Origin of the sequence: Marinobacter bohaiensis (genome assembly GCF_003258515.1) — a bacterium.
GTDB lineage: Bacteria > Pseudomonadota > Gammaproteobacteria > Pseudomonadales > Oleiphilaceae > Marinobacter_A > Marinobacter_A bohaiensis.
Genome location: NZ_QGEH01000001.1, coordinates 2435944 through 2458763 on the forward strand (window position 1 = coordinate 2435944; position 22820 = coordinate 2458763).

The 22820-nt window shown below is 59.9% G+C and carries 17 protein-coding genes; 2 read left to right on the forward strand and 15 right to left on the reverse strand.

What is annotated here, in order from left to right:
• Positions 1 to 23: 23 nt before the first annotated feature.
• From rluB to sdhC, 13 genes are all read right to left on the reverse strand, one after another.
• Positions 24 to 1040, reverse strand: a complete 1017-nt coding sequence (gene rluB / locus DKK67_RS10935) for a 23S rRNA pseudouridine(2605) synthase RluB (RefSeq protein ID WP_111496370.1) — start codon at positions 1038 to 1040, stop codon at positions 24 to 26.
• A 61-nt stretch (positions 1041 to 1101) separates the two neighbouring features.
• Positions 1102 to 1773, reverse strand: coding sequence for an SMC-Scp complex subunit ScpB (scpB, locus tag DKK67_RS10940; protein WP_111496371.1), 672 nt, complete (start codon positions 1771 to 1773; stop codon positions 1102 to 1104).
• A 14-nt stretch (positions 1774 to 1787) separates the two neighbouring features.
• Positions 1788 to 2645: a segregation and condensation protein A gene (locus DKK67_RS10945; RefSeq protein WP_111496372.1), complete on the reverse strand. Its 858-nt coding sequence runs from the start codon at positions 2643 to 2645 to the stop codon at positions 1788 to 1790.
• A 30-nt stretch (positions 2646 to 2675) separates the two neighbouring features.
• On the reverse strand, positions 2676 to 3890 hold the full coding sequence (locus DKK67_RS10950) for a tryptophan--tRNA ligase (protein ID WP_204355775.1): 1215 nt from the start codon (positions 3888 to 3890) through the stop codon (positions 2676 to 2678).
• 230 nt (positions 3891 to 4120) lie between these two features.
• Complete coding sequence (gene sucD, locus DKK67_RS10955; RefSeq protein ID WP_111496373.1) at positions 4121 to 4993, reverse strand: succinate--CoA ligase subunit alpha; 873 nt, start codon at positions 4991 to 4993, stop codon at positions 4121 to 4123.
• Positions 4993 to 6159: an ADP-forming succinate--CoA ligase subunit beta gene (gene sucC, locus DKK67_RS10960; RefSeq protein WP_111496374.1), complete on the reverse strand. Its 1167-nt coding sequence runs from the start codon at positions 6157 to 6159 to the stop codon at positions 4993 to 4995. The genes sucD and sucC overlap by 1 nt, the downstream gene beginning before the upstream one ends.
• 311 nt (positions 6160 to 6470) lie before the next feature.
• Positions 6471 to 7913 carry a dihydrolipoyl dehydrogenase gene (lpdA, locus tag DKK67_RS10965; RefSeq protein ID WP_111496375.1) on the reverse strand — a complete coding sequence of 481 codons (1443 nt, stop codon included), beginning with the start codon at positions 7911 to 7913 and terminating at the stop codon, positions 6471 to 6473.
• A 37-nt stretch (positions 7914 to 7950) separates the two neighbouring features.
• Positions 7951 to 9171 carry a 2-oxoglutarate dehydrogenase complex dihydrolipoyllysine-residue succinyltransferase gene (gene odhB, locus DKK67_RS10970; RefSeq protein WP_111496376.1) on the reverse strand — a complete coding sequence of 407 codons (1221 nt, stop codon included), beginning with the start codon at positions 9169 to 9171 and terminating at the stop codon, positions 7951 to 7953.
• Between the two features lie 26 nt (positions 9172 to 9197).
• Positions 9198 to 12035: a 2-oxoglutarate dehydrogenase E1 component gene (locus DKK67_RS10975; RefSeq protein ID WP_111496377.1), complete on the reverse strand. Its 2838-nt coding sequence runs from the start codon at positions 12033 to 12035 to the stop codon at positions 9198 to 9200.
• Positions 12036 to 12350: 315 nt separating this feature from the next.
• The gene (locus DKK67_RS10980; RefSeq protein WP_111496378.1) at positions 12351 to 13055 is read right to left on the reverse strand and encodes a succinate dehydrogenase iron-sulfur subunit; all 705 of its coding nucleotides are present in this window, start codon (positions 13053 to 13055) and stop codon (positions 12351 to 12353) included.
• 15 nt (positions 13056 to 13070) lie between these two features.
• Positions 13071 to 14843 (reverse strand): succinate dehydrogenase flavoprotein subunit, encoded by a 1773-nt coding sequence (sdhA, locus tag DKK67_RS10985; RefSeq protein WP_111496379.1) that lies wholly within the window; start codon positions 14841 to 14843, stop codon positions 13071 to 13073.
• 3 nt (positions 14844 to 14846) lie between these two features.
• The gene (gene sdhD / locus DKK67_RS10990; protein WP_111496380.1) at positions 14847 to 15191 is read right to left on the reverse strand and encodes a succinate dehydrogenase, hydrophobic membrane anchor protein; all 345 of its coding nucleotides are present in this window, start codon (positions 15189 to 15191) and stop codon (positions 14847 to 14849) included.
• Positions 15185 to 15559 (reverse strand): succinate dehydrogenase, cytochrome b556 subunit, encoded by a 375-nt coding sequence (gene sdhC, locus DKK67_RS10995; RefSeq protein ID WP_111496381.1) that lies wholly within the window; start codon positions 15557 to 15559, stop codon positions 15185 to 15187. Before sdhC ends, sdhD begins: the two co-directional genes overlap by 7 nt.
• A gap of 699 nt (positions 15560 to 16258) precedes the next feature.
• Here sdhC and gltA point away from each other — a divergent pair.
• Positions 16259 to 17533 carry a citrate synthase gene (gltA, locus tag DKK67_RS11000; protein WP_111496382.1) on the forward strand — a complete coding sequence of 425 codons (1275 nt, stop codon included), beginning with the start codon at positions 16259 to 16261 and terminating at the stop codon, positions 17531 to 17533.
• A gap of 132 nt (positions 17534 to 17665) precedes the next feature.
• Positions 17666 to 18550, forward strand: a complete 885-nt coding sequence (locus DKK67_RS11005; RefSeq protein ID WP_111496383.1) for an NAD(P)-dependent oxidoreductase — start codon at positions 17666 to 17668, stop codon at positions 18548 to 18550.
• 111 nt (positions 18551 to 18661) lie between these two features.
• On the opposite strand, the gene topA is transcribed toward DKK67_RS11005, so the two are convergent.
• Complete coding sequence (gene topA / locus DKK67_RS11010) at positions 18662 to 21301, reverse strand: type I DNA topoisomerase (RefSeq protein ID WP_111496384.1); 2640 nt, start codon at positions 21299 to 21301, stop codon at positions 18662 to 18664.
• Positions 21302 to 21612: 311 nt separating this feature from the next.
• Complete coding sequence (fadA, locus tag DKK67_RS11015) at positions 21613 to 22788, reverse strand: acetyl-CoA C-acyltransferase FadA (RefSeq protein ID WP_111496385.1); 1176 nt, start codon at positions 22786 to 22788, stop codon at positions 21613 to 21615.
• Positions 22789 to 22820: the final 32 nt, after the last annotated feature.

Genomic DNA, 22820 nt, shown 5'->3' on the forward strand with positions numbered 1-22820 from the left:
TTTCTGAGAGCGGGAGCCCCTGATCAGCGCTTACCGTGATCCCGGGGCCTGGAACGTGGTCCACCCCGGCGCTGGGCTTTATCGGGGCCAGCGGCGGATTTTTCCTGCGGACGCGTTGATATCGCGCCCTTGCGAAAACCACCCGGCTTGCGCGGGGCTTTCTTGCGCTGCTGTCGCCGATGGGCCGCGGCCTCCCCCGGGGTCTTGGCCGGAAGCGCCAGCGGATCCAGCCCTACCTGTCGGCTCAGCGCATCAACGCCCCGCTGATCCATCTCTTCCCAGCGCCCCATGCTGAGACGGCTTGGCAACATGGCTGGACCGAAGCGAACGCGCTTGAGTCGACTGACCTTCACGCCCTGGGATTCCCACAGACGCCGCACCTCGCGGTTACGCCCTTCGAACAGGGTGACGTGAAACCAGTGGTTCATGCCGGAACCACCGCCGCTACTGATGTCGGAGAAGCGGGCCATACCATCTTCCAGCAATACGCCTTCCTGCAATCTCTCGGTCATGGCCTCGTCGACCTCGCCGAAGATACGCACCGCGTACTCACGATCCACTTCATAGGACGGGTGCATCAGACGATTGGCCAGCTCACCGTCGGTCGTGAACAGCATCAGGCCCGTCGTATTGATATCAAGCCGGCCAATGGCGATCCAGCGCTGGTCTTTGAGCCGCGGCAGGCGATCGAAAACCGTCGGTCGCCCTTCCGGGTCGTTGCGGGTCGTTACTTCCCCCTCCGGCTTGTTGTACATCAGCACACGCCGTACCGGAGCCTGGGCCGCCTCGATACTGACCGGCTTACCATCCAGGTAGATCGCGTCGTTCACCGTGACCTTCTGGCCCGGTACCGCCACGTCTTTGTTGACCGTGATGCGCCCCTGCTCGATCCATGCTTCCACCTCACGGCGCGAGCCGACGCCCGCGCGGGAGAGGACTTTCTGCAAACGCTCCGGTGGCAGTGCCTGGCGCGTTGGCTGGTGTTTGGATGAGCCCGGACGAGATGAACGGTCCGGCCGTGAGTCGCCTTTTTGCGACATGAAAGATTCCTTCAAGCGTTACGGGATCGATACGTTGTCTTGCGTGCCGTCTGTCACGCAATCAGTGTAGCGTCCCGGAAATGGATTCGTTGTGGTCGTCATCACCGGAAGCGCTCCGGTCATCGTCGTTCGCGTCCTCAGAAGCATCGAACGGGATCTCCGCCTGGATCTTCTGTTCGATCTCTCGCCCGATTTCCTCCAGGTCGCGAATCTCGGACAGCGGCGGTAACTGCTCCAGGGACTTCATGTTGAAGTAGTCAAGGAACTGCCGGGTCGTGGCGTACATGGCCGGGCGTCCTGGCACGTCTTTATGGCCGACAACACGGACCCATTCTCGTTCCATAAGCGTGCGGATGATATTGCTGCTAACCGTGACACCCCGGATGTCCTCGATTTCGCCACGGGTGATTGGCTGGCGATAGGCAATCAGGGCCAGGGTTTCCAGCAGGGCGCGGGAATAACGCTGCGGCTTTTCCTCAAACAGCCGCCCCACCCAGCGGGCGTAGTCCTCGCGAATCTGCAGGCGATAGCCGCTGGCCACTTTACGCAGCTCGTAACTGCGCGATTCGCAGGCCTGTTCCAACTGGCTCAGCGCGTGCTCCATCACCTGACGGGCGGGACGTTCGTCCTCGCCGAACAGCTCCCGCAGCTGATCCAGGCTCAGGGGTTTGGCAGCGGCCAGCAGCGCCGCCTCGATGATGTTCTGGATACGGTGTATCTGTTCTTCGTTCATGACGTTTCTGCCAATCAGTTGGCGGCCCGGGCACGGACGTGGATCGAGCCGAGAACCTCCGCCTGGACCACTTCGATGAGCTGCTCCTTGACCAGCTCCAGCGTGGCCAGGAACGTCACCACGACACCCAACCGCCCTTCTTCGATTGTAAACAGGCTTTCGAACGTGACGAAGCGGTCGTCGGTGAGCCGCGACAGGATGTGCGACATGCGCTCCCGTGTCGACAGTCTCTCCTTTTCCACCTGGTGACTGGTGAAGAGATCGGCACGACGCAGCACGTCCCGCAGCGCCAGCAGCATGTCCTTGAGGTCGACGTCGGGGTGCACCTGGCTGTCGGGCAGTCGTGGCAGCGAGGCGGACGACGCAAAGTGCTCACGCTCCATCCGCGGCAGCTCATCCAGGTCTTCAGCCGCCTTCTTGAAGCGCTCGTATTGCTGCAGTCGCCGGATCAGCTCAGCACGCGGATCGAGCTCCTCCTCTTCCTCACTCTCCTGCCGAGGCAGCAACATGCGCGATTTGATCTCGGCCAGGGTCGCGGCCATCACCAGATATTCGGCCGCCAGCTCGAAACGCATGGATTCGGCGACGTTGATGTACTCCATATACTGGCGCGTGATCTCGCTGACATCGATATCCAGGATATCCATGTTCTGACGCCGGATCAGGTAAAGCAGCAGATCAAGGGGGCCCTCGAAGGCCTCCAGGAAGACCGCAAGCGCGTCCGGTGGGATATAAAGATCCTGTGGCAGCTCCTTGACGGGATTCCCGAGCACTCGGGCAATCGCGTCTACATCCGCGGACGCGGCTTCAGCGGCGCTTTCCGATGGCGGAGCCTGCTCGTCCGCCTGCGGCATTGGCTGATCGTCAGTCATCCCGGCTTCCTGTCACGGCACCCTGCATCATCAGCGGTAGGACAGCCCCATGGCGTGGCGCACCTCATCCAGGGTTTCACGGGCGGCATCCCGCGCGCGCTCGCAGCCCTCCTCGATGATCGAGCGAATCAACTCCGGATTCTGTTCGTATTCCCGCGCCCGCTCGTGCAGCGGCCGCTGTTCCTCAACGATGGCGTCGATCAACGGTTTCTTGCAGTCCAGGCAGCCGATGCCGGCGCTGCGACAACCGTGCTGGACCCATTCCTTGGTCTGATCGTCGGAGTAAACCTTGTGAAGTCCCCAGACCGGGCACTTTTCCGGCTCCCCCGGATCGGTGCGACGAACCCGCTGGGGATCGGTCTGCATCACACGGACTTTCTGGGCAACGGCGTCCGGCTCTTCCCGAAGACCGATGGTATTCTGATAGGACTTGGACATCTTCTGTCCATCCAGCCCCGGCATTTTGGAATCCGGTGTCAGCAGCGGCTGGGGTTCCGGCAGGATGACCTTGCCGCCGCCCTCGATATACCCATACAGCCGCTCGCTGTCCCCCATGGAGATGTTCTGCTGTTCCTTGAGCAGCGCCCGCGCGCGATCGAGGGCCTCGGCGTCGCCCTCTTCCTGGTACTTGCGCTTGAGCGAACGGTACAGCTTGGCGTTCTTCTTGCCCATCTTGGTGATGGCGGCTTCCGCCTGCTCTTCAAAACCCGGCTCACGTCCATAGATGTGATTGAATCGGCGGGCAATCTCCCGAGTGATTTCCACGTGGGAAACCTGGTCGGCGCCAACCGGCACGCGGCCGGCCCGGTACAGCAGGATGTCGGCGCTCTGCAGCAGCGGGTAACCCAGGAAGCCGTACGTCGCGAGATCTTTCTCGCGCAGCTTCTCCTGCTGGTCCTTGTAGGTGGGAATGCGCTCGAGCCAACCCAGCGGGGTAATCATGGACAGCAGCAGGTGCAACTCCGCGTGCTCCGGTACCTTGGACTGGATGAAGATCGTCGCCGAACCCGGGTTGACCCCGGCCGCCAGCCAGTCGACCACCATATCCCAGACGCTGGCCTCAATGCCGCGCGTGTCGTCATACTGGGTGGTCAACGCGTGCCAGTCGGCGATGAAAAAGAAACATTCGAATTCATGCTGGAGCTTCACCCAGTTCTTGAGCACACCGTGGTAGTGGCCAAGATGCAGTTTTCCGGTGGGACGCATACCAGACAGCACGCGCTGCTGGGGATCTACAGAACTCAAAGCATGAACTCCTTAATGGGAACTGGAACACTCAAACACCGTTTCGCAACGGCGAATAATCTCAGTCGGTCGATATCCTCGCCCGGGATTATAACTGATGAACCGGGCAGGTTAACGCTAAAAACCGGATTGTGACAGCAATCACGCCGAAACCGGTCATTCTGAAACGAAAAAACCCCTGCTTTCTCCAGAGGGAGAAAACAGGGGCTTGGAGGTTCAGGCCTGCGCCTTTACCAGCCAGTGACCTCTTTCAGAGCCTGGCCGATTTCAGCCAGACTGCGAACGGTCTTGACGCCAGCGCTTTCCAGAGCGGCGAACTTGTCGTCCGCGGTGCCCTTACCACCGGCGATGATCGCACCGGCGTGGCCCATACGCTTGCCCGGAGGCGCCGTCACACCGGCGATGTAGGACACGACCGGCTTGGTCACGTTGTCCTTGATGAAGGCTGCGGCTTCTTCCTCAGCGGTACCACCGATCTCACCGATCATCACGATGGCCTGCGTCTCAGGATCGTCCTGCAGCAGCTTCAGGATGTCGATGAAGTTGGAACCCGGGATCGGGTCACCGCCGATACCGATACAGGTGGACTGACCGTAGCCGAAGTCAGTGGTCTGCTTGACCGCTTCGTAAGTCAGGGTACCGGAACGGGATACGATGCCGACCTTGCCTTTCTTGTGGATGTGACCCGGCATGATGCCGATCTTGCACTCGTCCGGAGTGATCACGCCCGGGCAGTTCGGGCCAATCATGCGAACGCCTTTACGATCGACGTACTCTTTCGCGTAGAGCATGTCGATGGTCGGGATGCCCTCGGTGATGCAGACGATCAGCTCAAGGCCGGCGTCTGCCGCTTCGATGATGGCATCCTTACAGAACGGCGCCGGAACGTAGATCACGGTCGCCTGGGCGCCAGTAGCTTCAACCGCTTCGCGAACGGTGTTGAAGACCGGCAGACCCAGGTGCTCGGTGCCACCTTTGCCCGGAGAAACACCGCCCACCATCTGGGTGCCGTACTCAAGCGCCTGCTCGGAGTGGAAGGTGCCTTGTGAGCCAGTGAAACCCTGGCAGATCACTTTGGTGTCTTTGTTGATCAGGACGCTCATTACTTACCTCCCGCGGCTTTTACGACTTGCTGTGCAGCATCCGTCAGACTGGTAGCCGGGATGATGTTCAGGCCACTGTCTGCCAGTACTTTGGAACCCAGTTCGGCATTGTTGCCTTCCAGGCGAACCACGACAGGAACTTTGACGCCCACTTCCTTCACGGCACCGATGATGCCTTCCGCGATCATGTCGCAACGGACGATACCGCCGAAGATGTTGACCAGAACCGCCTTAACGGCATCGTCAGACAGGATGATCTTGAACGCTTCGGTAACGCGCTCTTTGGTGGCACCGCCACCGACGTCAAGGAAGTTCGCCGGTTGACCGCCGTTCAGCTTGACGATGTCCATGGTGCCCATGGCCAGGCCAGCACCGTTAACCATGCAGCCGATGTTGCCTTCCAGAGCGACGTAGTTCAGCTCCCATTTCGCGGCATCTGCTTCGCGCTGATCTTCCTGGGAAGGATCGTGCATCTCGCGGATCTGCGGCTGACGGTACAGGGCGTTGCCGTCAACGCCAATCTTCGCGTCCAGGCAGTGCAGGTTGCCTGCCGGCGTGATGACCAGCGGGTTGATTTCCAGCAGGGCCAGATCCTTGTCTTCGAACAGCTTGGCCAGACCCAGGAAGATCTTGACGAACTGCTTGATCTGGTCGCCTTTCAGGCCCAGTTTGAAAGCCAGCTCACGACCCTGGTACGGCTGCGCACCGACCAGCGGGTCGACTTCCGCCTTCAGGATTTTTTCCGGGGTTTCCTCGGCAACCTTCTCGATCTCGACACCGCCTTCGGTGGAGGCCATGAAAACGATCCGACGGCTGCCACGGTCAACTACCGCACCCAGGTACAGTTCCTGGTCGATGTCGGTCAGATCTTCAACCAGGATCTTGGCGACCGGCTGACCGTTCTCGTCAGTCTGGTAGGTCACCAGATTGCGGCCCAGCCAGTACTCCGCGAATTCACGGATTTCGTCCTTGCTGCTGACCAGCTTGACGCCGCCAGCCTTGCCGCGACCACCAGCGTGAACCTGGGCCTTCACAACCCAGCGCTCACCGCCAATCTCAGCAGCTGCAGCCACTGCGTCCTGCGGAGTATCGCAGGCGATACCTTTGGAAACCGGCAGGCCATATTCAGCGAATAGCTGCTTGCCCTGATATTCGTGCAAATTCATAACGTTGTCCCACTCTTATATGGAATAAACCACGGAAGAAAGAACCGACTGCCTTGACGCCCACGGCGTACAACGGCCCGGTCTCTCCCTTTGGGATTGGAACCCGCGTAAAGCGAATTCGTTGTAAGCACTCCGGACGAGCGCGAGAAGCCGGAAACCCGCCCCTCATGGACCGACGTTCAGACGCGTTTTCCTTCAACCGAAAGACAACCGACTGAACCGGAAACGCTTGTCCGTATCGTGGTGCTCCGTTGTTCCCCTCTCGTCTTTATTGTTACAAGGAGGGCCGGATAAACCGGCCCTGCCCCTTATTATTTTTTCTTGCGCTTGCTAGCGACGTGAATCGCGCCGCTTCCCGCTGCAAGTGCGGCCTCGTGCACAGACTCGGACAGAGTCGGATGCGCGAAACAGGTCAGCGCGAGATCTTCCGCGCTGGAACCGAATTCCATGGCAATCACGCCCTGGGCGACCAGCTCGGACGCCTGCGGACCGGTGACATGGAAACCGAGAATGCGATCGGTCTTCTCGTCGGCGATGATCTTGACCATGCCGGTGGCTGCGTTGGCTGCCATGGCACGACCGTTGGCCGCGAACGGGAAGGTGCCGACCTTGTAGGCTTCACCTTCGGCCTTCAGCTGCTCTTCGGTCTTGCCGACCCAGGCCACTTCCGGGAAGGTGTAGATCACGTTCGGGATGCAGTCGTAGTTGACTTGCGGCTTGTGGCCGGCGATGCGCTCAACCACCATGATGCCCTCTTCCGACGCTTTATGCGCCAGCATCGGACCGCGAACCACGTCGCCGATGGCGAAAACGCCCGGCGCATCGGTCTGGCAGTTGTCATCAACAAAGATGAAACCACGCTCGTCCAGGTTCACACCGCTGTCGGCGGCCAGCAGGTTGTCCGTATTCGGACGACGGCCCACCGCGACGATCAGCTTGTCGAACTTCTGCTCCTGCTCGCCCTTGGCGTCCTCGTAGGTCACGTTGACCAGGTTACGCTTGACGGAGGTGCCGGTGACGCGTGCCTTCAGCTTGATGTCCAGGCCCTGCTTCTTGAACTGCTTCTGGGCATCCTTCGCGACCTGCTGGTCTACAGCCGGCAGGAAGGTGTCCAGAGCTTCCAGAACAGTGACTTCGGAACCCAGGCGCGACCAGACGCTGCCCAGCTCCAGGCCGATGACACCCGCACCGATGACGCCCAGACGCTTGGGCACTTCATCGAATTCCAGGGCGCCTTCGGAGTCCACGATGAAACCTTCGGTCATCGGGGCCGGCGGGATCTCGATCGGGTTGGAACCGGTCGCGATGATGACGTTGTCCGCTTCGTAGTTCTTGGTCTTGCCGTCGTTGTCGGTGACTTCCACCTGACGGTTGGCCAGAACCCGGCCACGACCGTGGATCGGGGTCACGCCATTGGCCTTGAACAGCTGGGCAATGCCGCCGGTCAGCTGCTTCACGATGCCGTCCTTGCGCTCCATCATCTTGGCGATGTTGATGCTCGGGTCCTTGACCTCAATGCCCTGATCGGCGAAGTCGTGGCTGGCTTCCTCAAACTTGTGGGAGATCTCCAGCAGCGCCTTGGACGGGATACAACCCACGTTCAGACAGGTACCACCCAGCACCTGGCTCTTACCGTCCTTGGAAGTCCAGTTCTCAACACACGCGACGTTCATGCCCAACTGGGCCGCCTTGATCGCGGCAACGTAGCCCCCGGGGCCCGCACCGATGACGATTACATCGAACTTATCTGCCATTTTCTATCCTGTATCTCTGATGTGTTGATTAACCGGTTCAGACGTCCAGCAGGATCCGCGCCGGATCTTCGAGCATTTCCTTGATGGCGACCAGGAACTGAACCGCTTCCTTGCCGTCGATCATGCGGTGGTCGTATGACAGCGCCAGGTACATCATCGGCAGGATTTCCACCTGGCCGTTAACGGCCATCGGACGTTCCTGGATCTTATGCATGCCCAGGATGGCGGTCTGCGGCGGATTCAGGATCGGCGTGGAAATCAGCGAGCCGAAGATACCGCCGTTGGTGATGGTGAAGGTGCCGCCCGTCATGTCTTCGATACCCAGCTTGCCGTCGCGGGCCTTGGTACCGTACTCGATGATGGTCTTCTCGATATCCGCCAGGCCCAGCCCATCGACATCGCGCACCACCGGGACCACCAGACCGCGATCGGTGGACACCGCAACGCCGATATCCTGGTAACCGTGGTAGACCATGTCATTACCGTCGATGGAGGCGTTCACCGCCGGGAAACGTTTGAGGGCTTCGGTGGCCGCCTTGGCGAAGAAGGACATGAAGCCCAGCTTGACGCCATGGCGCTTCTCGAAGGTTTCCTTGTACTGCTTACGCAGCTCCATCACCGGCTTCATGTTGACTTCGTTGAAAGTCGTCAGCATGGCGGCGCTCTGCTGCGCATTCACCAGACGCTTGGCGATGCTGGCACGCAGACGGGTCATCGGAACACGCTTCTCGGGACGCTCGCCCGGGGCCACGTCGGCGGCCGGTGCTGCGGTCGCCGCCGGTGCTGCTGCCGGCTTGCTGCCGGAATCGATGTGCTTCTGAACGTCTTCCTTGGTCACCCGGCCATCTTTACCGGTGCCCTGCACGGCATTGGGATCAACGCCATTTTCGTCCGCCAGCTTACGGGCGGCCGGGCTCAGGATCGCCTCGCCACCGGCCGGCTTGCTTTCGGCTTCTGCCTTCGGCGCCTCGGCCTTGCTCTCTTCTTCCGCCGGCTTGGCTGCCGGCGCACTGCCGGCCGCGCCTTCCTTGAACTTGCCGACGACTTCGCCGCTTTCGACGGTGTCGCCCTCGCCCTTGACGATTTCCTCAATCACGCCGTCCGCCGGCGCCACCACTTCGAGGACGACCTTGTCGGTCTCGATATCGACGATCAGTTCGTCACGTTCAACGGCTTCGCCCGGCTGCTTGTGCCACGTTGCAACCGTGCCCTCGGCGACGGATTCTGGAAATACGGGAGCTTTAATTTCAGTTGACATCTCGGATCCTTAAATTCGGTAACTCGTCAAACTTCGAACGCGTCGTTAACCAGTTTTTTCTGCTCTTCAATGTGTACCGAGAGGTGCCCACACGCAGGTGCGGCAGAGGCATCCCGACCCGCATACTGAAGATACAGTTTCGGATTATGGCGGTGGAGCGCCTGGCGCATATGGTGCTGGCTGGAGTACCAAGCGCCCTGGTTCATCGGCTCTTCCTGACACCAGACCGCATGAGTCAGCTTGGTGTAAGGCTTGAGCACCTCGTCCAGGTCGTCGGCCGGGAACGGGTACAGCTGCTCCAGTCGGACGATGGCCACATCGTCACGGCCTTCTGCCTTCTTTTTCTCCAGCAGGTCGAAATAGACCTTGCCACTACAGAGAATCAGGCGCCGGGCCTTCTTGGGATCAGTCGGTTCCTTCTCCGGCAGAACGGTCTGGAACGTGCCCTGGGTCAGGTCATCCAGGCCGGAGGTCGCTTCCTTGTGACGCAGCAGACTCTTCGGCGTGATCGCGACGAGCGGCTTACGCAGCGGGCGCTTCACCTGGCGGCGCAGCATGTGGAAGACCTGGGCCGGCGTGGTCGGGACACAGACCTGGATATTGTGCTCGGCACACAGCTGCAGGTAACGCTCCAGGCGCGCCGAGCTGTGTTCCGGCCCCTGACCTTCGTAACCGTGCGGCAGCAGCAGTGTCAGGCCACACAGACGGCCCCACTTGTGCTCACCACTGGTCAGGAACTGGTCGATCACCACCTGGGCACCGTTGGCAAAGTCGCCAAACTGAGCCTCCCAGACGATCAGCGCGTCCGGTTTGGTGGTGGAATAACCATATTCAAACGCCATGGCGGCTTCTTCGGAGAGCAGCGAGTCGTAAAGCTCGAACTTCGGCTGCTTCTCGGACAGGTCCGCCAACGGAATATGAACGTCGCCGTTCTTCTGGTTATGCAGCACGGCATGACGGTGCGAGAAGGTACCACGCCCCACATCCTGACCGGTCAGGCGGATCGGGTGGCCTTCGTTAAGCAGCGTTGCGTACGCCATGACCTCGCCATAGCCCCAGTTAATCGGCAGGGCGCCCTGGGTCATCTTGTTGCGGTCATCGACGATCTTGGACACCTGGCGCTGGACCGCGAAGCCTTCCGGCAGCTGGCCCATCTTCTTGCCCAGACGCTGGATGGTGCGCAGGCCGACACTGGTCTTGCAGCGCGCGGTCCACTCGTGACCCAGGTACGGCTGCCAGTCGACGTAGAGCTCCTTGTTCGGCTCCTTGACCAGGGACTTGACCACGTGATCGCCCTTGTCGAGCGCGTCGCGGTACTCCAGTTCCATGCTCTTGGCTTCGTCTTCGGCAATAAGACCGGCGGACAGCAATTGCTGGGCGTAGAGATCGCGAGTGGTCTTGTGCTTGCGGATCTTGTCGTACATGACCGGCTGGGTCGCAGACGGTTCATCGGCCTCGTTATGGCCGCGACGACGATAGCAGACCAGATCGATGACCACGTCCCGCTTGAATTCGTTGCGGTAGTCCATGGCCATCTGGGTGGCAAACATGACCGCCTCGGGATCGTCACCGTTAACGTGCAGGATCGGAGCCTGAACCATCTTGGCCACGTCGGTGCAGTATTCGGTGGAACGGGCGTCTTCCTGCTTGCTGGTGGTGAAACCAACCTGGTTGTTGATGACGATGTGAATGGTACCGCCCACACCGTAGCCCCGGGTCTGGGACATCTGGAAGGTTTCCATCACCACGCCCTGACCGGCGAACGCCGCGTCACCGTGCATGATGATCGGCACAACCTGGGTGCCGTCCGGATCTTCGCGGCGTGTCTGACGGGCCCGTACGGAGCCTTCGACAACCGGAGAGACGATCTCCAGGTGCGACGGATTGAAGGCCAGCGCCAGATGCACTTCGCCGCCCTCGGTCATCACGTTGGACGAGAAGCCCTGGTGGTATTTCACGTCACCGGAGCCGACGTCCGCCAGCTTCTTGCCCTCGAACTCGTCGAACAGCTCTCGCGGGTTCTTGCCCAGCGTGTTGACCAGAACGTTGAGACGGCCGCGGTGAGCCATCCCGATGACAATTTCCTTGGCGCCGTAGCTACCGGCACGCTGGATCAGCTCGTCGACGCACGGAATCAGTGTCTCGCCGCCTTCCAGGCCGAAGCGCTTGACACCCGGGTAGCGGGAGCCCAGATACTTCTCCAGCCCCTCGGCAGCGGTCAGACGCTCAAGGATGTGCTTGCGGGTCTTGGCTTCGTACTCCGGACGCGAACGCACCGGCTCCATGCGCTGCTGGAACCAGCGCTTGATGCGCGTGTCCACGACATGCATGTATTCCGCGCCAATGCTGCCGCAATAGGTCTGGTTCAGACCGTCGACGATGTCGCGCAGCTTCATGGTTTCCGCGCCGAAGTTCAGGGAACCGGTCTGGAATTCCAGCTCCATGTCGGCATCGCTCAGATCGTGGAAACCAATTTCCAGATCTTCCACCGGCTGGCGTTCCCAGACACCCAGGGGATCGAGCTGGGCTTGCTGGTGACCGCGGAAGCGGTAGGCGTTGATCAGCTGAAGGACACGGATTTGCTTACGGTCGGCATCGGAGGTTGCCGAAGCAGGAACACCACCCAGGGCCAGGCGACGTTGATTGCGGGAGATATGCTCAAACTGTTCGCGGATCGCGTTGTGGGAGACGTCCCTCCCCGGGGAGCCTTCAACACGGGGCAGTTTGTCGAAATAGTTACGCCATTCCTCAGGAATCGCATTGGGATCGGTTAGATAAGTTTCAAAAAGCTCTTCAACATAGGTCAGATTCCCGCCCTGCAGGTGGGATGTCTGCCATAACTGCTCCATGACGCTTTCATGCATTTTGAATAGCTCACCTCGGACTGGAGCGGGGAGCAACCCAGGGATGGCAACGGGCAAAAACAGTCACCCTACAAATTGAAGGCTGATGGCTGCTGCCACCACAGAGATCGCACGGAATTATTCCGTTCCCCGGTGGTTAAACTCAGCAAAGCCGCTCAGAGGGCAGTGACGCCCACGTCACGGCTTCCGTAGTCTGCCTCCCCTACCCGGCGTTGAGTATTAGCCATTGGTTTGAGCCATCAGTTTGGCAAAACCCAATAGCGGGGAAGGCCGAAATTATCAGAACAGTATAGTGCCTAAGTCAGTCTCTGCAGATCAGGTGGCCCGCTGAAGCAGAAGGCTGCGAATATGACCAATCGCCTTGGTCGGATTCAGCCCCTTGGGACACACGCTGACGCAGTTCATGATGCCACGGCACCGGAACACACTGAACGGATCGTCGATATTGGCCAGACGCTCTTCCTGGGCCTGGTCACGACTATCGGCGAGGAACCGATAGGCCTGCAGCAGGCCGGCCGGGCCAACGAACTTGTCCGGATTCCACCAGAAGGACGGACAGGAAGTGGAGCAGCACGCACAGAGGATACACTCGTACAGGCCATCCAGCTTCTCCCGCTCTTCCGGGGATTGCAGGCGTTCGATTGCCGGTTCCGGATCATGGTTGATCAGGTACGGCTGGATTTTCTCATACTGCTTGTAGAAGAGGCTCATGTCGACCACCAGGTCGCGCATCACCGGCAGACCCGGCAGCGGGCGGATCACGAGCTTGTTCTTCTTGACGACTTCCGAGATCGGGGTGATACAGCCAAGGCCGTTTTTCCCGTTCATGTTGAGGCCGTCGGAACCGCAGACGCCTTCGCGGCAGGAGCGACGATAGGCCAGTGACGGATCCTTTTCCTTCAGCAGGTTCAGGACATCCAGCACCATCAGATCCTTACCGGCAGGAATTTCCAGTTCAATATCCTGCATGTAAGGCGCATTGTCAGTTTCGGGATTATACCGATATACGCTTACCAACATCTCTGCGTCACCCCCTTAGTAGGTCCGAATCTTCGGCTGGAATGTATCAACCGTTTTCGGCGCGAAGTTCACATCACGCTTACCTACACGCTTCTCGAGCGGGAAGTACAGCGAATGCTTCAGCCAGTTTTCGTCGTCACGCTCGGTAAAGTCGTTCCGCGCGTGGGCGCCGCGACTTTCCTTACGCTCGATGGCTGAAACCGCGGTGGCATAAGCAACTTCGTACAGGTTGTCCAGTTCAAGCGCCTCGACACGATCAGTGTTGAAGGCATTGCTGCGATCGGTCAGCTTGGTGTTGCGAACCCGCTCGCCAAGCTCATCCAGCTTCTTGAGACCTTTTTCCATGCTCTCGCCGTCGCGGAAGACGCCGAAGTAAAGCTGCATGGTGCTCTGCAGGTCTTTGCGAACCTCGGCAACACTCTCACCTTCGGTCGTGCTGTTGAGGCGGTCAAGACGAGCCATGGCACGCTTGATTTCCTCTTCGGTCGGCTCGAGGACATCAGAACCTTCACGCAGCTGCTTCTCGATATGCAGGCCAGCGGCACGACCAAACACAACCAGATCCAGCAGCGAGTTGCCGCCCAGACGGTTGGCGCCGTGAACCGACACGCAGGCCGCCTCGCCACAGGCAAACAGACCCTCGATGAAGACGTCGTTGCCGTTTTCGTCCTGGCTGATCGCCTGGCCGCCGACGTTAGTCGGGATACCACCCATCATGTAGTGGCAGGTCGGAACAACAGGGATCGGCTCTTTGACCGGATCCACGTGTGCGAAGGTCCGCGACAGCTCACAGATGCCCGGCAGACGCAGATTCAGGGTTTCTTCACCCAGGTGATCCAGCTTCAACAGGACGTGATCCTTGTCGGGCCCCACGCCGCGGCCCTCGAGAATCTCGATAACCATCGAGCGAGCAACCACATCACGACCCGCCAGATCCTTCGCGTTCGGCGCATAGCGCTCCATGAAGCGCTCGCCCTCGGAGTTGATCAGGTAACCACCCTCACCCCGGCAACCTTCGGTCACCAGCGTACCGGCACCGTGAATACCGGTCGGATGGAACTGCCACATCTCCATATCCTGCACCGGGAAACCGGCGCGCAGCGCCATACCGATACCGTCGCCGGTATTGATCAACGCGTTGGTGGTGGAAGCATAAATACGACCGGCACCGCCTGTCGCCAGTACAGTGGCCTTCGCCTTGATGTAGGCAACTTCACCGGTCTCGATCTCAATGGCGATGACACCAACCACCTGGTTCTTGGCATTCTTGACCAGATCGACCGCGTACCACTCGTTCAGGAAGGTCGTGCCACCCTTGAGGTTGGCCTGGTAAAGCGTATGCAACAGGGCGTGACCGGTACGGTCCGCCGCGGCACAGGTACGCGCCGCCTGACCGCCTTTACCATAGTCTTTGGACTGACCACCGAAGGGACGCTGATAGATACGACCGTTCTCGGTACGGGAGAAAGGCAGCCCCATGTGCTCAAGCTCGAAAACGGCTTGCGGACCGACCGAACACATGTACTCGATCGCGTCCTGGTCACCGATGTAGTCGGAGCCCTTGACGGTGTCATACATGTGCCAGCGCCAATCGTCGTTGGGGTCGGCACTGGCAATGGCGCACGTGATACCGCCCTGGGCGGAGACCGTATGGGAACGGGTCGGGAACACCTTGGTGATACAGGCGGTATTCATGCCCGACTCGGTCAGTTGCAGCGCGGCACGCATGCCGGAGCCACCACCGCCAATGACGATGGCATCATAGGAAATAGTCTTGATATTAGACATGGATTAAAGCCCCCAGAGAATCTGTACACCCCAAACGACATAGACGAACATCACAACACCACAGAAGGCCTGCGCCAGAAAACGCGGTGCGGTCGCCTTGATATAGTCAGTCGTTACGGTCCAGAGCCCAACCCAGGCGTGCGCACCGATAGAAAGGAGCGCCAGAAGGCTGAAAATCCGGAACCAGGTTTGATTGAACAGACCCGCCCAACTGGCGTAATCCACGTTCGTGAACAGGACAAAGCCCAGCAGGAACAGCGTGTAGAGCGCCAGAACGTAGGCCGTGACACGCTGGATCAGCCAGTCGTAAACACCACTGCGACCCAGGTTGGTTACGCTGTTTACCATACCCAAACCCCCGCGAGAACGATCAGAATAACGGAAATAACCACGGTGGCCTTGGCGGCCATACGACCGGACTGGAGCTCTTCGCAGTAGCCCATGTCCATAATCAGGTGCTTGATACCGGCTACCAGATGGTAAAGAAGGGCTGACAGGAGGCCCCAGACAATCAGCTTCGCCAGGAAGCTGTCCAGCAGGTCGCTAACCGCATTGAAGCCACTCTCTCCGGACAGAGACAGTTGCAGCCCGTACAGCATGAACGCAATACCGATAAAGATAATGATTCCGCTGATACGATGCAGGATCGAGGTGATCGCCGGCAATGGGAAATGGAACTTGCTGAGATCGAGATTTACTGGTCGTTTGCTATTCACAGCTCTCTCACACTCTCTTTTTGTCCGATCTACAGGCGTGCAAATTCGGACGGATGGTTGGTCTAGTTAGGTGTTCTTTTGCGACAAGAACATGGAGGGAGAACACGGCGCTGACGAAACGTCGTCATTGGCGTTCCAGACTGGCATGTCCCCGATTCCGGGCTACGGATTATAAGGAGTGCCCCCCTGAATTACAAACGGGCAACCGGGGGAAACCCCACGGCGAGCGGGCAGTTAGAATCAATTCCCACCATAGCTCTTCTTTATTGTTAGGTAGCTAAAATTCGTTGTAAGACAAAGGGCTAATCTCGGAAACTACCTATACAATTATTCCAAACTAGAACTTCCTGCCGATATACATCAAGCCCAAATCCTGTTCCATGCATTGACAACAAAAGCCAAGTCCCTATATTTTGCCGCCACGCTTAAAAACTGTTTAGGGGCCCAATGCGGGGCTCTAACCCGAAATCAGACGGTTTTGCGGAATAACCAAGTAGCGCACACGGCTGCCCCCAAGCAGCCCCTGAGCCCTGAACCTATCGGGCGTTCACGGCCGTGACCTGACGGTGTGTTGTTGCAATAATATGCGTTTTCAAGAGAGCAACCGGCGGCGGTCAGGGTGATCCCCTGCCCGGCAGTTCTGCTGCGAAGCTTCCGGAAACCTTTCTAACGCTGGAAATGCTGATATAGGAGAGCACCATGACCGACAAGAAAGCACAGCTTTCGGTGGGTGATAAGTCTATTGAGCTGCCCGTATACGCAGGCACGGAAGGTCCGGACGTAATCGACGTCAGAAGTCTCGTCCAGGAAGGCGTCTTTACCTATGACCCAGGCTTCGTATCGACAGCAGCCTGCGAGTCCAAGATCACCTACATTGACGGTGCCAATGGTGTTCTTCTGCACCGCGGCTATCCCATCGAACAACTCGCCGACAACTCCGATTACCTGGAAGTCTGTTACCTGCTCCTCAACGGCGAGCTGCCCACCGCAGAAGAAAACGCCCGCTTCCGGGATACCGTCAAGCACCACACCATGATCCACGACCAGATGCGTCATTTCTTCAGCGGTTTCCGCCGCGACGCGCATCCCATGGCCATCATGTGCGGTGTGGTCGGCGCCCTGTCGGCCTTCTACCATGACCAGATGGACGTCACCAACCAGGAGCAGCGTGAAATCACCGCCCATCGCCTGGTTGCCAAGATGCCCACCATCGCCGCCTGGTGTTACAAGTACGCCAACGGCCAGCCCTTTATCTACCCGCGCAACGACCTGAATTACGCCGAGAACTTCCTGCAGATGATGTTCGGCAACCCGTGTGAGGAGTACAAGGTCAATCCGGTGCTGGCCAAGGCCATGGACAAGATCTTCATCCTGCACGCCGACCATGAGCAGAACGCCTCCACCTCCACCGTACGCCTGGCGGGTTCCACCGGCGCCAACCCCTACGCCTGTATCGCCTCCGGCATTGCCGCGCTGTGGGGACCGGCTCACGGCGGCGCCAACGAAGCCGTACTGGACATGCTGGCCGAGATCGGTGACGAAGCGAACATCGAGCGGTTCATCGCCAAGGCCAAGGACAAGGACGACCCGTTCCGCCTGATGGGCTTCGGCCACCGGGTCTACAAGAACTTCGACCCGCGCGCCAAGGTTATGCGCGAGACCTGTCACGAAGTCCTGTCCGAGCTGGGCCTGGAGAACGATCCGCTGCTGCGCATCGCCCAGCGTCTGGAACAGATTGCCCTGGAAGACCCCTACTTCGTCGAGCGCAAGTTGTACCCGAACGTGGACTTCTACTCCGGCATCATCCTCAAGGCCATCGGCATCCCGACCTCCATGTTTACGGTCATCTTTGCCATGTCCCGGACCATCGGCTGGTTCTCCCACTGGAACGAAATGGTCAGCGGCGACTACCGCATCGGCCGTCCGCGCCAGCTTTACACCGGCTCATCCAAGCGCGACTATCCTGCAAAGTAAGCACTTTGCCAGGCAACGTTCCAAAGGGCTGCACAGTGTGCGGCCCTTTTTCGTTGCACCAAACGTCGTTGCAGCAAAGCGACCGCGCGACCTGCACACCAACGCGATCAATCGATCAGGGAGTCAAGCACTATGCCGTTCAAGGTTACCTTTATTGGACTCGGAGTCATGGGCTATCCGATGGCCGGCCATCTCGCCAGAGGCGGGCACGACGTCACGGTTTTCAATCGCACATCCGCGAAGGCCGAGGCCTGGGCCCGGGACTACACCGGAAAAACCAGCTCCAGGGTGGCCGACGCCGTGCGGGAAGCGGATTTCGTCATGACGTGCGTGGGCGCCGACAAGGATCTGCGGGAAGTCTACCTGGGGCCGGACGGCATCATCGCCAACGCCCCGCCAAAAGCCATCCTGATCGACCACACCACCGTGTCAGCCCAGGTCACCGAGGACGTCGCCCAGGCTGCCCGTGAGCGCGGCCAGTCATTCATCGACGCTCCGGTGTCCGGCGGCCAGCAAGGTGCCGAGAACGGGCAGCTGACGGTCATGTGCGGCGCCGAACAGGCAGCTTTCGACAAAGCGCAGCCGCTGATGGACCTGTACGGCAAGGCGGTGACCCGCATGGGCGAGCCAGGCAAGGGACAGCTCACAAAAATGGTCAACCAGATTGCCATTGCCGGCCTGGTCCAGGGCCTGTCGGAATGCCTGTACTTTGCCGAGAAGTCCGGACTTGACCAACGTCAGGTGATCGACGTCATTTCCAAGGGCGCCGCCCAGTCCTGGCAGATGGAAAACCGCGCCGGAACCATGATCGACGGCCAGTACGATCACGGCTTTGCCGTGAACTGGATGCGAAAGGATCTGAATATCTGCCTGACGGAAGCCCGGGAGCGCGGCGTGACATTGCCCGTCACCGCCCTGGTGGACCAGTTCTACGCCGATGTCCAGAACATGGGCGGCGAGCGCTGGGACACCTCGAGCCTGCTGGCACGACTGCGCAAACTGGGCGATCTGGACTAGCATCCCATCGCAGCTTCGGGCAAAAGCAGACAAAAAGAAAGGGCCCCACGGAGCCCTTTCTTTCTTCTGGAGTAGCTGACGACCTCTGTCGCCGCAAGAGGGCCTGGCGCCCTACTTCTTTTCCTTGGGCTGCCACTTGCCGTTCGAGTAGAACGCACTCCAGCCAGTGGCCTTGCCGTCCTTCTCGCTCATCACATACTGCTCCTTGGTCTTGCGGCTGTAGCGGATCACCGTGGGATTGCCCTCGGGGTCTTTCTCCGGCGCATCGACCAGGAAATGGTACTTGGGGTCAATCTCAGCGCGATGCGGCTTGATCTCCTTCACCAGCGGCGCCCGGGTTTCCCGGTTCTTGGGGAACTTGCTCGCCGCCAGGAACAGGCCTGACGCGCCGTCCCGCAGGACGTAGGTGTCGTCCACCTTCTGGCACTGAAGCTCCGGCATCGGCACCGGATCCATCTTGGGCGGCGCGGGCTCGCCATTGCGCAGCAGTTTGCGCGTGTTCTTGCACTCGCTGTTGGTGCAGCCGAAGTACTTGCCGAAGCGGCCGGTCTTCAACTGCATCTCGGAGCCGCATTTATCGCATTCCAGCGTCGGCCCGTCGTAGCCCTTGATGCGGAAGGTGCCTTCTTCCACTTCGAAGCCGGAGCAATCCGGATTGTTGCCACAGACGTGCAGCTTGCGCTTTTCGTCGATCAGGTAGCTGTCCATGGCGGTACCGCACTTCGGGCAACGCCGCTTCTTGCGCAGCAGGCGACTCTCGCCCTCGCCTTCCACGTCGTCCTCGGCCGAGACCACCTCGTCGCCCGGCACCAGGTTGATCGTGGTTTTGCAGCGTTCCTTGGGCGGCAACTTATACCCGGAGCAGCCCAGGAAGACACCGGTACTGGCGACGCGAATCTGCATGGGACGCTCGCAGGTCGGGCACGGAATGTCGGTTTCCGTCGGCGTATTGCCGCGCATGCCGCCTTCATCGTCCGAGCCGGCCTCTTCCAACTGCTGGCTGAAGCGCTCGTAAAAGCCGTTGAGGACGTTCTTCCAGTCAATATCACCTTCGGCAATCTCGTCCAGCTCTTCCTCAAGACGGGCCGTAAAGTCGTAATCCATCAGGTTGGAGAAAGACTCGTACAGGCGATCCGTCACAATGTCGCCCATCTTCTCCGAGTAGAAGCGGCGATTCTGCAGCTTCACGTAGCCCCGATCCTGGATCGTGGAGATGATCGAGGCGTAGGTGGACGGGCGCCCAATCCCACGCTTCTCCAGCTCCTTGACCAGGCTCGCCTCCGTGTAGCGCGGCGCTGGCTTGGTGAAGTGCTGGGTCGGATCCAGTTTCGCCAGATCCAGCTTATCGTCCACCTTGATATCCGGCAGGGCAACATCCTCGTCCTTCTTGGACGCCTGCGGCGCCGCCTTGAGGAAACCGTCGAAGCGGATGATGCGACCGCGGGTGCGCAGCTCGTAGTCGTCGGCCTCCACGGTGATCGAGGTGCTGGTGAACTCGGCATCCGCCATCTGACAGGCGATGAACTGGCGCCAGATCAGGTCGTAGAGCCGCTCAGCGTCCTTTTCCAGGCCCTTGATATCGGCCGGCCGGCGCTGGACATCGGTGGGACGGATGGCCTCGTGAGCCTCCTGCGCACCTTCTTTACTGCCGTAGACACGGGGTGCGTCCGGCAGGTACTTGTCGCCGAACTGCTTGCCAATGTACTCACGTACGCTGGAGATGGCGTCCTGACTCAGGTTGGTGGAGTCAGTCCGCATATAGGTGATAAAACCGGCCTCGTAGAGGCGCTGTGCCAGCATCATCGTTTTCTTGACGCTGAAGCTCATGCGGTTGCTGGCCGCCTGCTGCAGTGTCGAGGTGATAAACGGCGCGTTCGGGCGCGATCGCGTCGGCTTGTCTTCGCGCTTGGCCACCCGGTAGGCGGCGGCCTTGAGCTTGTCGACGTGCGCCTGGGTTTCCTTCTCGCTGGTCGGGCGGAATGTCTTGCCATCGGCCCGCGCCACTTCGAAGCGGACCGGCGACTTCACGCCTTTCGCCGCCAGATCGGCGTGGACTTGCCAGAATTCTTCCGGGATAAAGGTGCGGATTTCCCGCTCACGCTCAACGATCAGACGGACCGCAACGGATTGAACCCGGCCGGCTGACAGCCCCCGCGCCAGCTTGCTCCACAGCAGCGGCGACACCATATAACCCACCACGCGATCGAGGAAGCGACGCGCCTGCTGGGCATTCACGCGATTGCGATCGAGTTGCCCGGGCTCCTTGAAGGCCTCCTGGATAGCGCGCTTGGTGATCTCGTTGAACACAACGCGTCGGTACTTGTCGGGCTCGCCACCGATGGTTTCCTGCAGGTGCCAGGCAATCGCCTCCCCTTCGCGGTCCAAATCCGTCGCGAGGTAAACGTGGTCGGCGGACTTGGCCAGACGCTTGAGTTCGTTGACGACCTTTTCCTTGCCCGGCAACACTTCGTAATTGGCTTCCCAGTTACGATCCGGGTCCACGCCCATGCGGTTGACCAGCTGCTCGCGGGCCTTGCGCTTCTTGTACTCCGCCTTTTCCTCAGGATTCATCTTGCGAGTCTGGGCGGCCTGGCGGGCACGCTCCTTGGGATCGGTCTGGGAACCGCTTCCGCTTACCGGCAGATCACGAATGTGCCCGACGCTGGACTTCACGACGAAATCGTCGCCCAGGTATTTGTTGATGGTTTTCGCTTTTGCCGGTGACTCGACAATGACGAGACTTTTTCCCATAGCGGAATCTGCTTCCTCAATCGGCTCCCTTCTCAACGGGAGCGTCACACACTGAACCCGAGAGGCACTGAACAGGTGTCCGAAATCCCCGACTCCGACGACAGCTCTTCAGTGCATCTCAATATTGGCTAAAAATCAGGCTGCTAGCGGCATAGACCGCTCGCAGGTTTTATAGGTGCTCTGTTTTACAGGGTCAAGATGCCCAGCACAACCCATCATTGGGTCACTCTTCATTTATACAAGCCAATCCTCCAATCGCGCCAACAAAAAAGCCCGGCAAGTGCCGGGCTTCTGGTTTCAGGCCTGAAGGATCAGACGCGCTCCCAAACGGTGGCGATGCCCTGCCCCAGACCGATACACATGGTGGACACACCCAGCGTACCGCCCTTGGCCTGCAGGACGTTCAGCAGCGTGGTCGAGATCCGGGCGCCGGAGCAGCCCAGCGGGTGCCCCAGGGCGATCGCGCCGCCGTTGAGGTTCACCTTCTCGTCCATCACGTCCAGCAGCTTCAGGTCCTTGAGGACCGGCAGCGACTGGCCGGCAAACGCCTCGTTCAGCTCCCAGAAGTCGATGTCCTCGACGGACAGACCGGCGCGCTTGAGGGCCTTCTTGGTCGCCGGAACCGGACCGTAGCCCATGATCGCGGGATCGCAGCCAGCCACGGCCATGCTGCGCACCCGGGCGATCGGGGTCAGGCCCAGGGCTTCGGCGCGCTCGGCAGACATCATCAGCATCGCCGACGCACCGTCGGTCAGCTGGGATGACGTGCCGGCGGTCACGGTACCGTTCTTCGGATCGAAGGCCGGACGCAGTTGGCCGAGCGATTCGGCCGTGGTTTCCGGACGAATGGTTTCGTCTTCCTCGATCAGCTTCACGAAGCCGTTCTCGTCATGGCCCTGGATCGGCACGATCTCGTTCTTGAAGCGACCTTCCACCGTGGCTTCGTGAGCCAGACGATGGGAGCGCGCACCGAACGCATCCTGCTGCTCGCGGGTGATGCCGTGCATCTTGGCCAGCATTTCCGCGGTCAGGCCCATCATGTTGGACGCCTTGGCGGAGTATTTGGACGCGGCCGGGTTGTGATCGAAACCGGAGGTCATGGGCACGTGACCCATGTGCTCCACACCGCCCACCATGAAGACCTCACCGTTGTTGGTCTGGATGGCCTGGGCCGCCGTATGGATCGCGGTCATCGCGGAGCCACACAGGCGGTTGACGGTCTGGGCCGCGGATTCGTGCGGAATACGGGTCATCAGGGAAATCTGACGCGCCACGTTGAAGCCCTGCTCCTGGGTCTGGTTGACACAGCCCCAGATCACGTCTTCCACTTCTTTCGGGTTCAGGTTCGGGTTGCGCTCGAAAATGGCATCGATCAGCGCAGCCGACAGGTTTTCCGCTCGCACGTTGCGGAAGCATCCGTTCTTGGCACGACCCATCGGAGTCCGCACGCAATCGACGACGACAACGTCTCTCGGATTAAGGCTCATAGATCTTTCTCCGTTCGGAAATCTCGTTCAGG

Coding starts and splice junctions, on each gene's coding strand:
- rluB (WP_111496370.1), bottom strand. CDS start 1,040: ATGTCGCAAAAAGGCGACTCACGGCCGGACCGTTCATCTCGTCCGGGC.
- scpB (WP_111496371.1), bottom strand. CDS start 1,773: ATGAACGAAGAACAGATACACCGTATCCAGAACATCATCGAGGCGGCG.
- DKK67_RS10945 (WP_111496372.1), bottom strand. CDS start 2,645: ATGACTGACGATCAGCCAATGCCGCAGGCGGACGAGCAGGCTCCGCCA.
- sucD (WP_111496373.1), bottom strand. CDS start 4,993: ATGAGCGTCCTGATCAACAAAGACACCAAAGTGATCTGCCAGGGTTTC.
- sucC (WP_111496374.1), bottom strand. CDS start 6,159: ATGAATTTGCACGAATATCAGGGCAAGCAGCTATTCGCTGAATATGGC.
- lpdA (WP_111496375.1), bottom strand. CDS start 7,913: ATGGCAGATAAGTTCGATGTAATCGTCATCGGTGCGGGCCCCGGGGGC.
- odhB (WP_111496376.1), bottom strand. CDS start 9,171: ATGTCAACTGAAATTAAAGCTCCCGTATTTCCAGAATCCGTCGCCGAG.
- DKK67_RS10975 (WP_111496377.1), bottom strand. CDS start 12,035: ATGCATGAAAGCGTCATGGAGCAGTTATGGCAGACATCCCACCTGCAG.
- DKK67_RS10980 (WP_111496378.1), bottom strand. CDS start 13,055: ATGTTGGTAAGCGTATATCGGTATAATCCCGAAACTGACAATGCGCCT.
- sdhA (WP_111496379.1), bottom strand. CDS start 14,843: ATGTCTAATATCAAGACTATTTCCTATGATGCCATCGTCATTGGCGGT.
- sdhD (WP_111496380.1), bottom strand. CDS start 15,191: ATGGTAAACAGCGTAACCAACCTGGGTCGCAGTGGTGTTTACGACTGG.
- gltA (WP_111496382.1), top strand. CDS start 16,259: ATGACCGACAAGAAAGCACAGCTTTCGGTGGGTGATAAGTCTATTGAG.
- DKK67_RS11005 (WP_111496383.1), top strand. CDS start 17,666: ATGCCGTTCAAGGTTACCTTTATTGGACTCGGAGTCATGGGCTATCCG.
- topA (WP_111496384.1), bottom strand. CDS start 21,301: ATGGGAAAAAGTCTCGTCATTGTCGAGTCACCGGCAAAAGCGAAAACC.
- fadA (WP_111496385.1), bottom strand. CDS start 22,788: ATGAGCCTTAATCCGAGAGACGTTGTCGTCGTCGATTGCGTGCGGACT.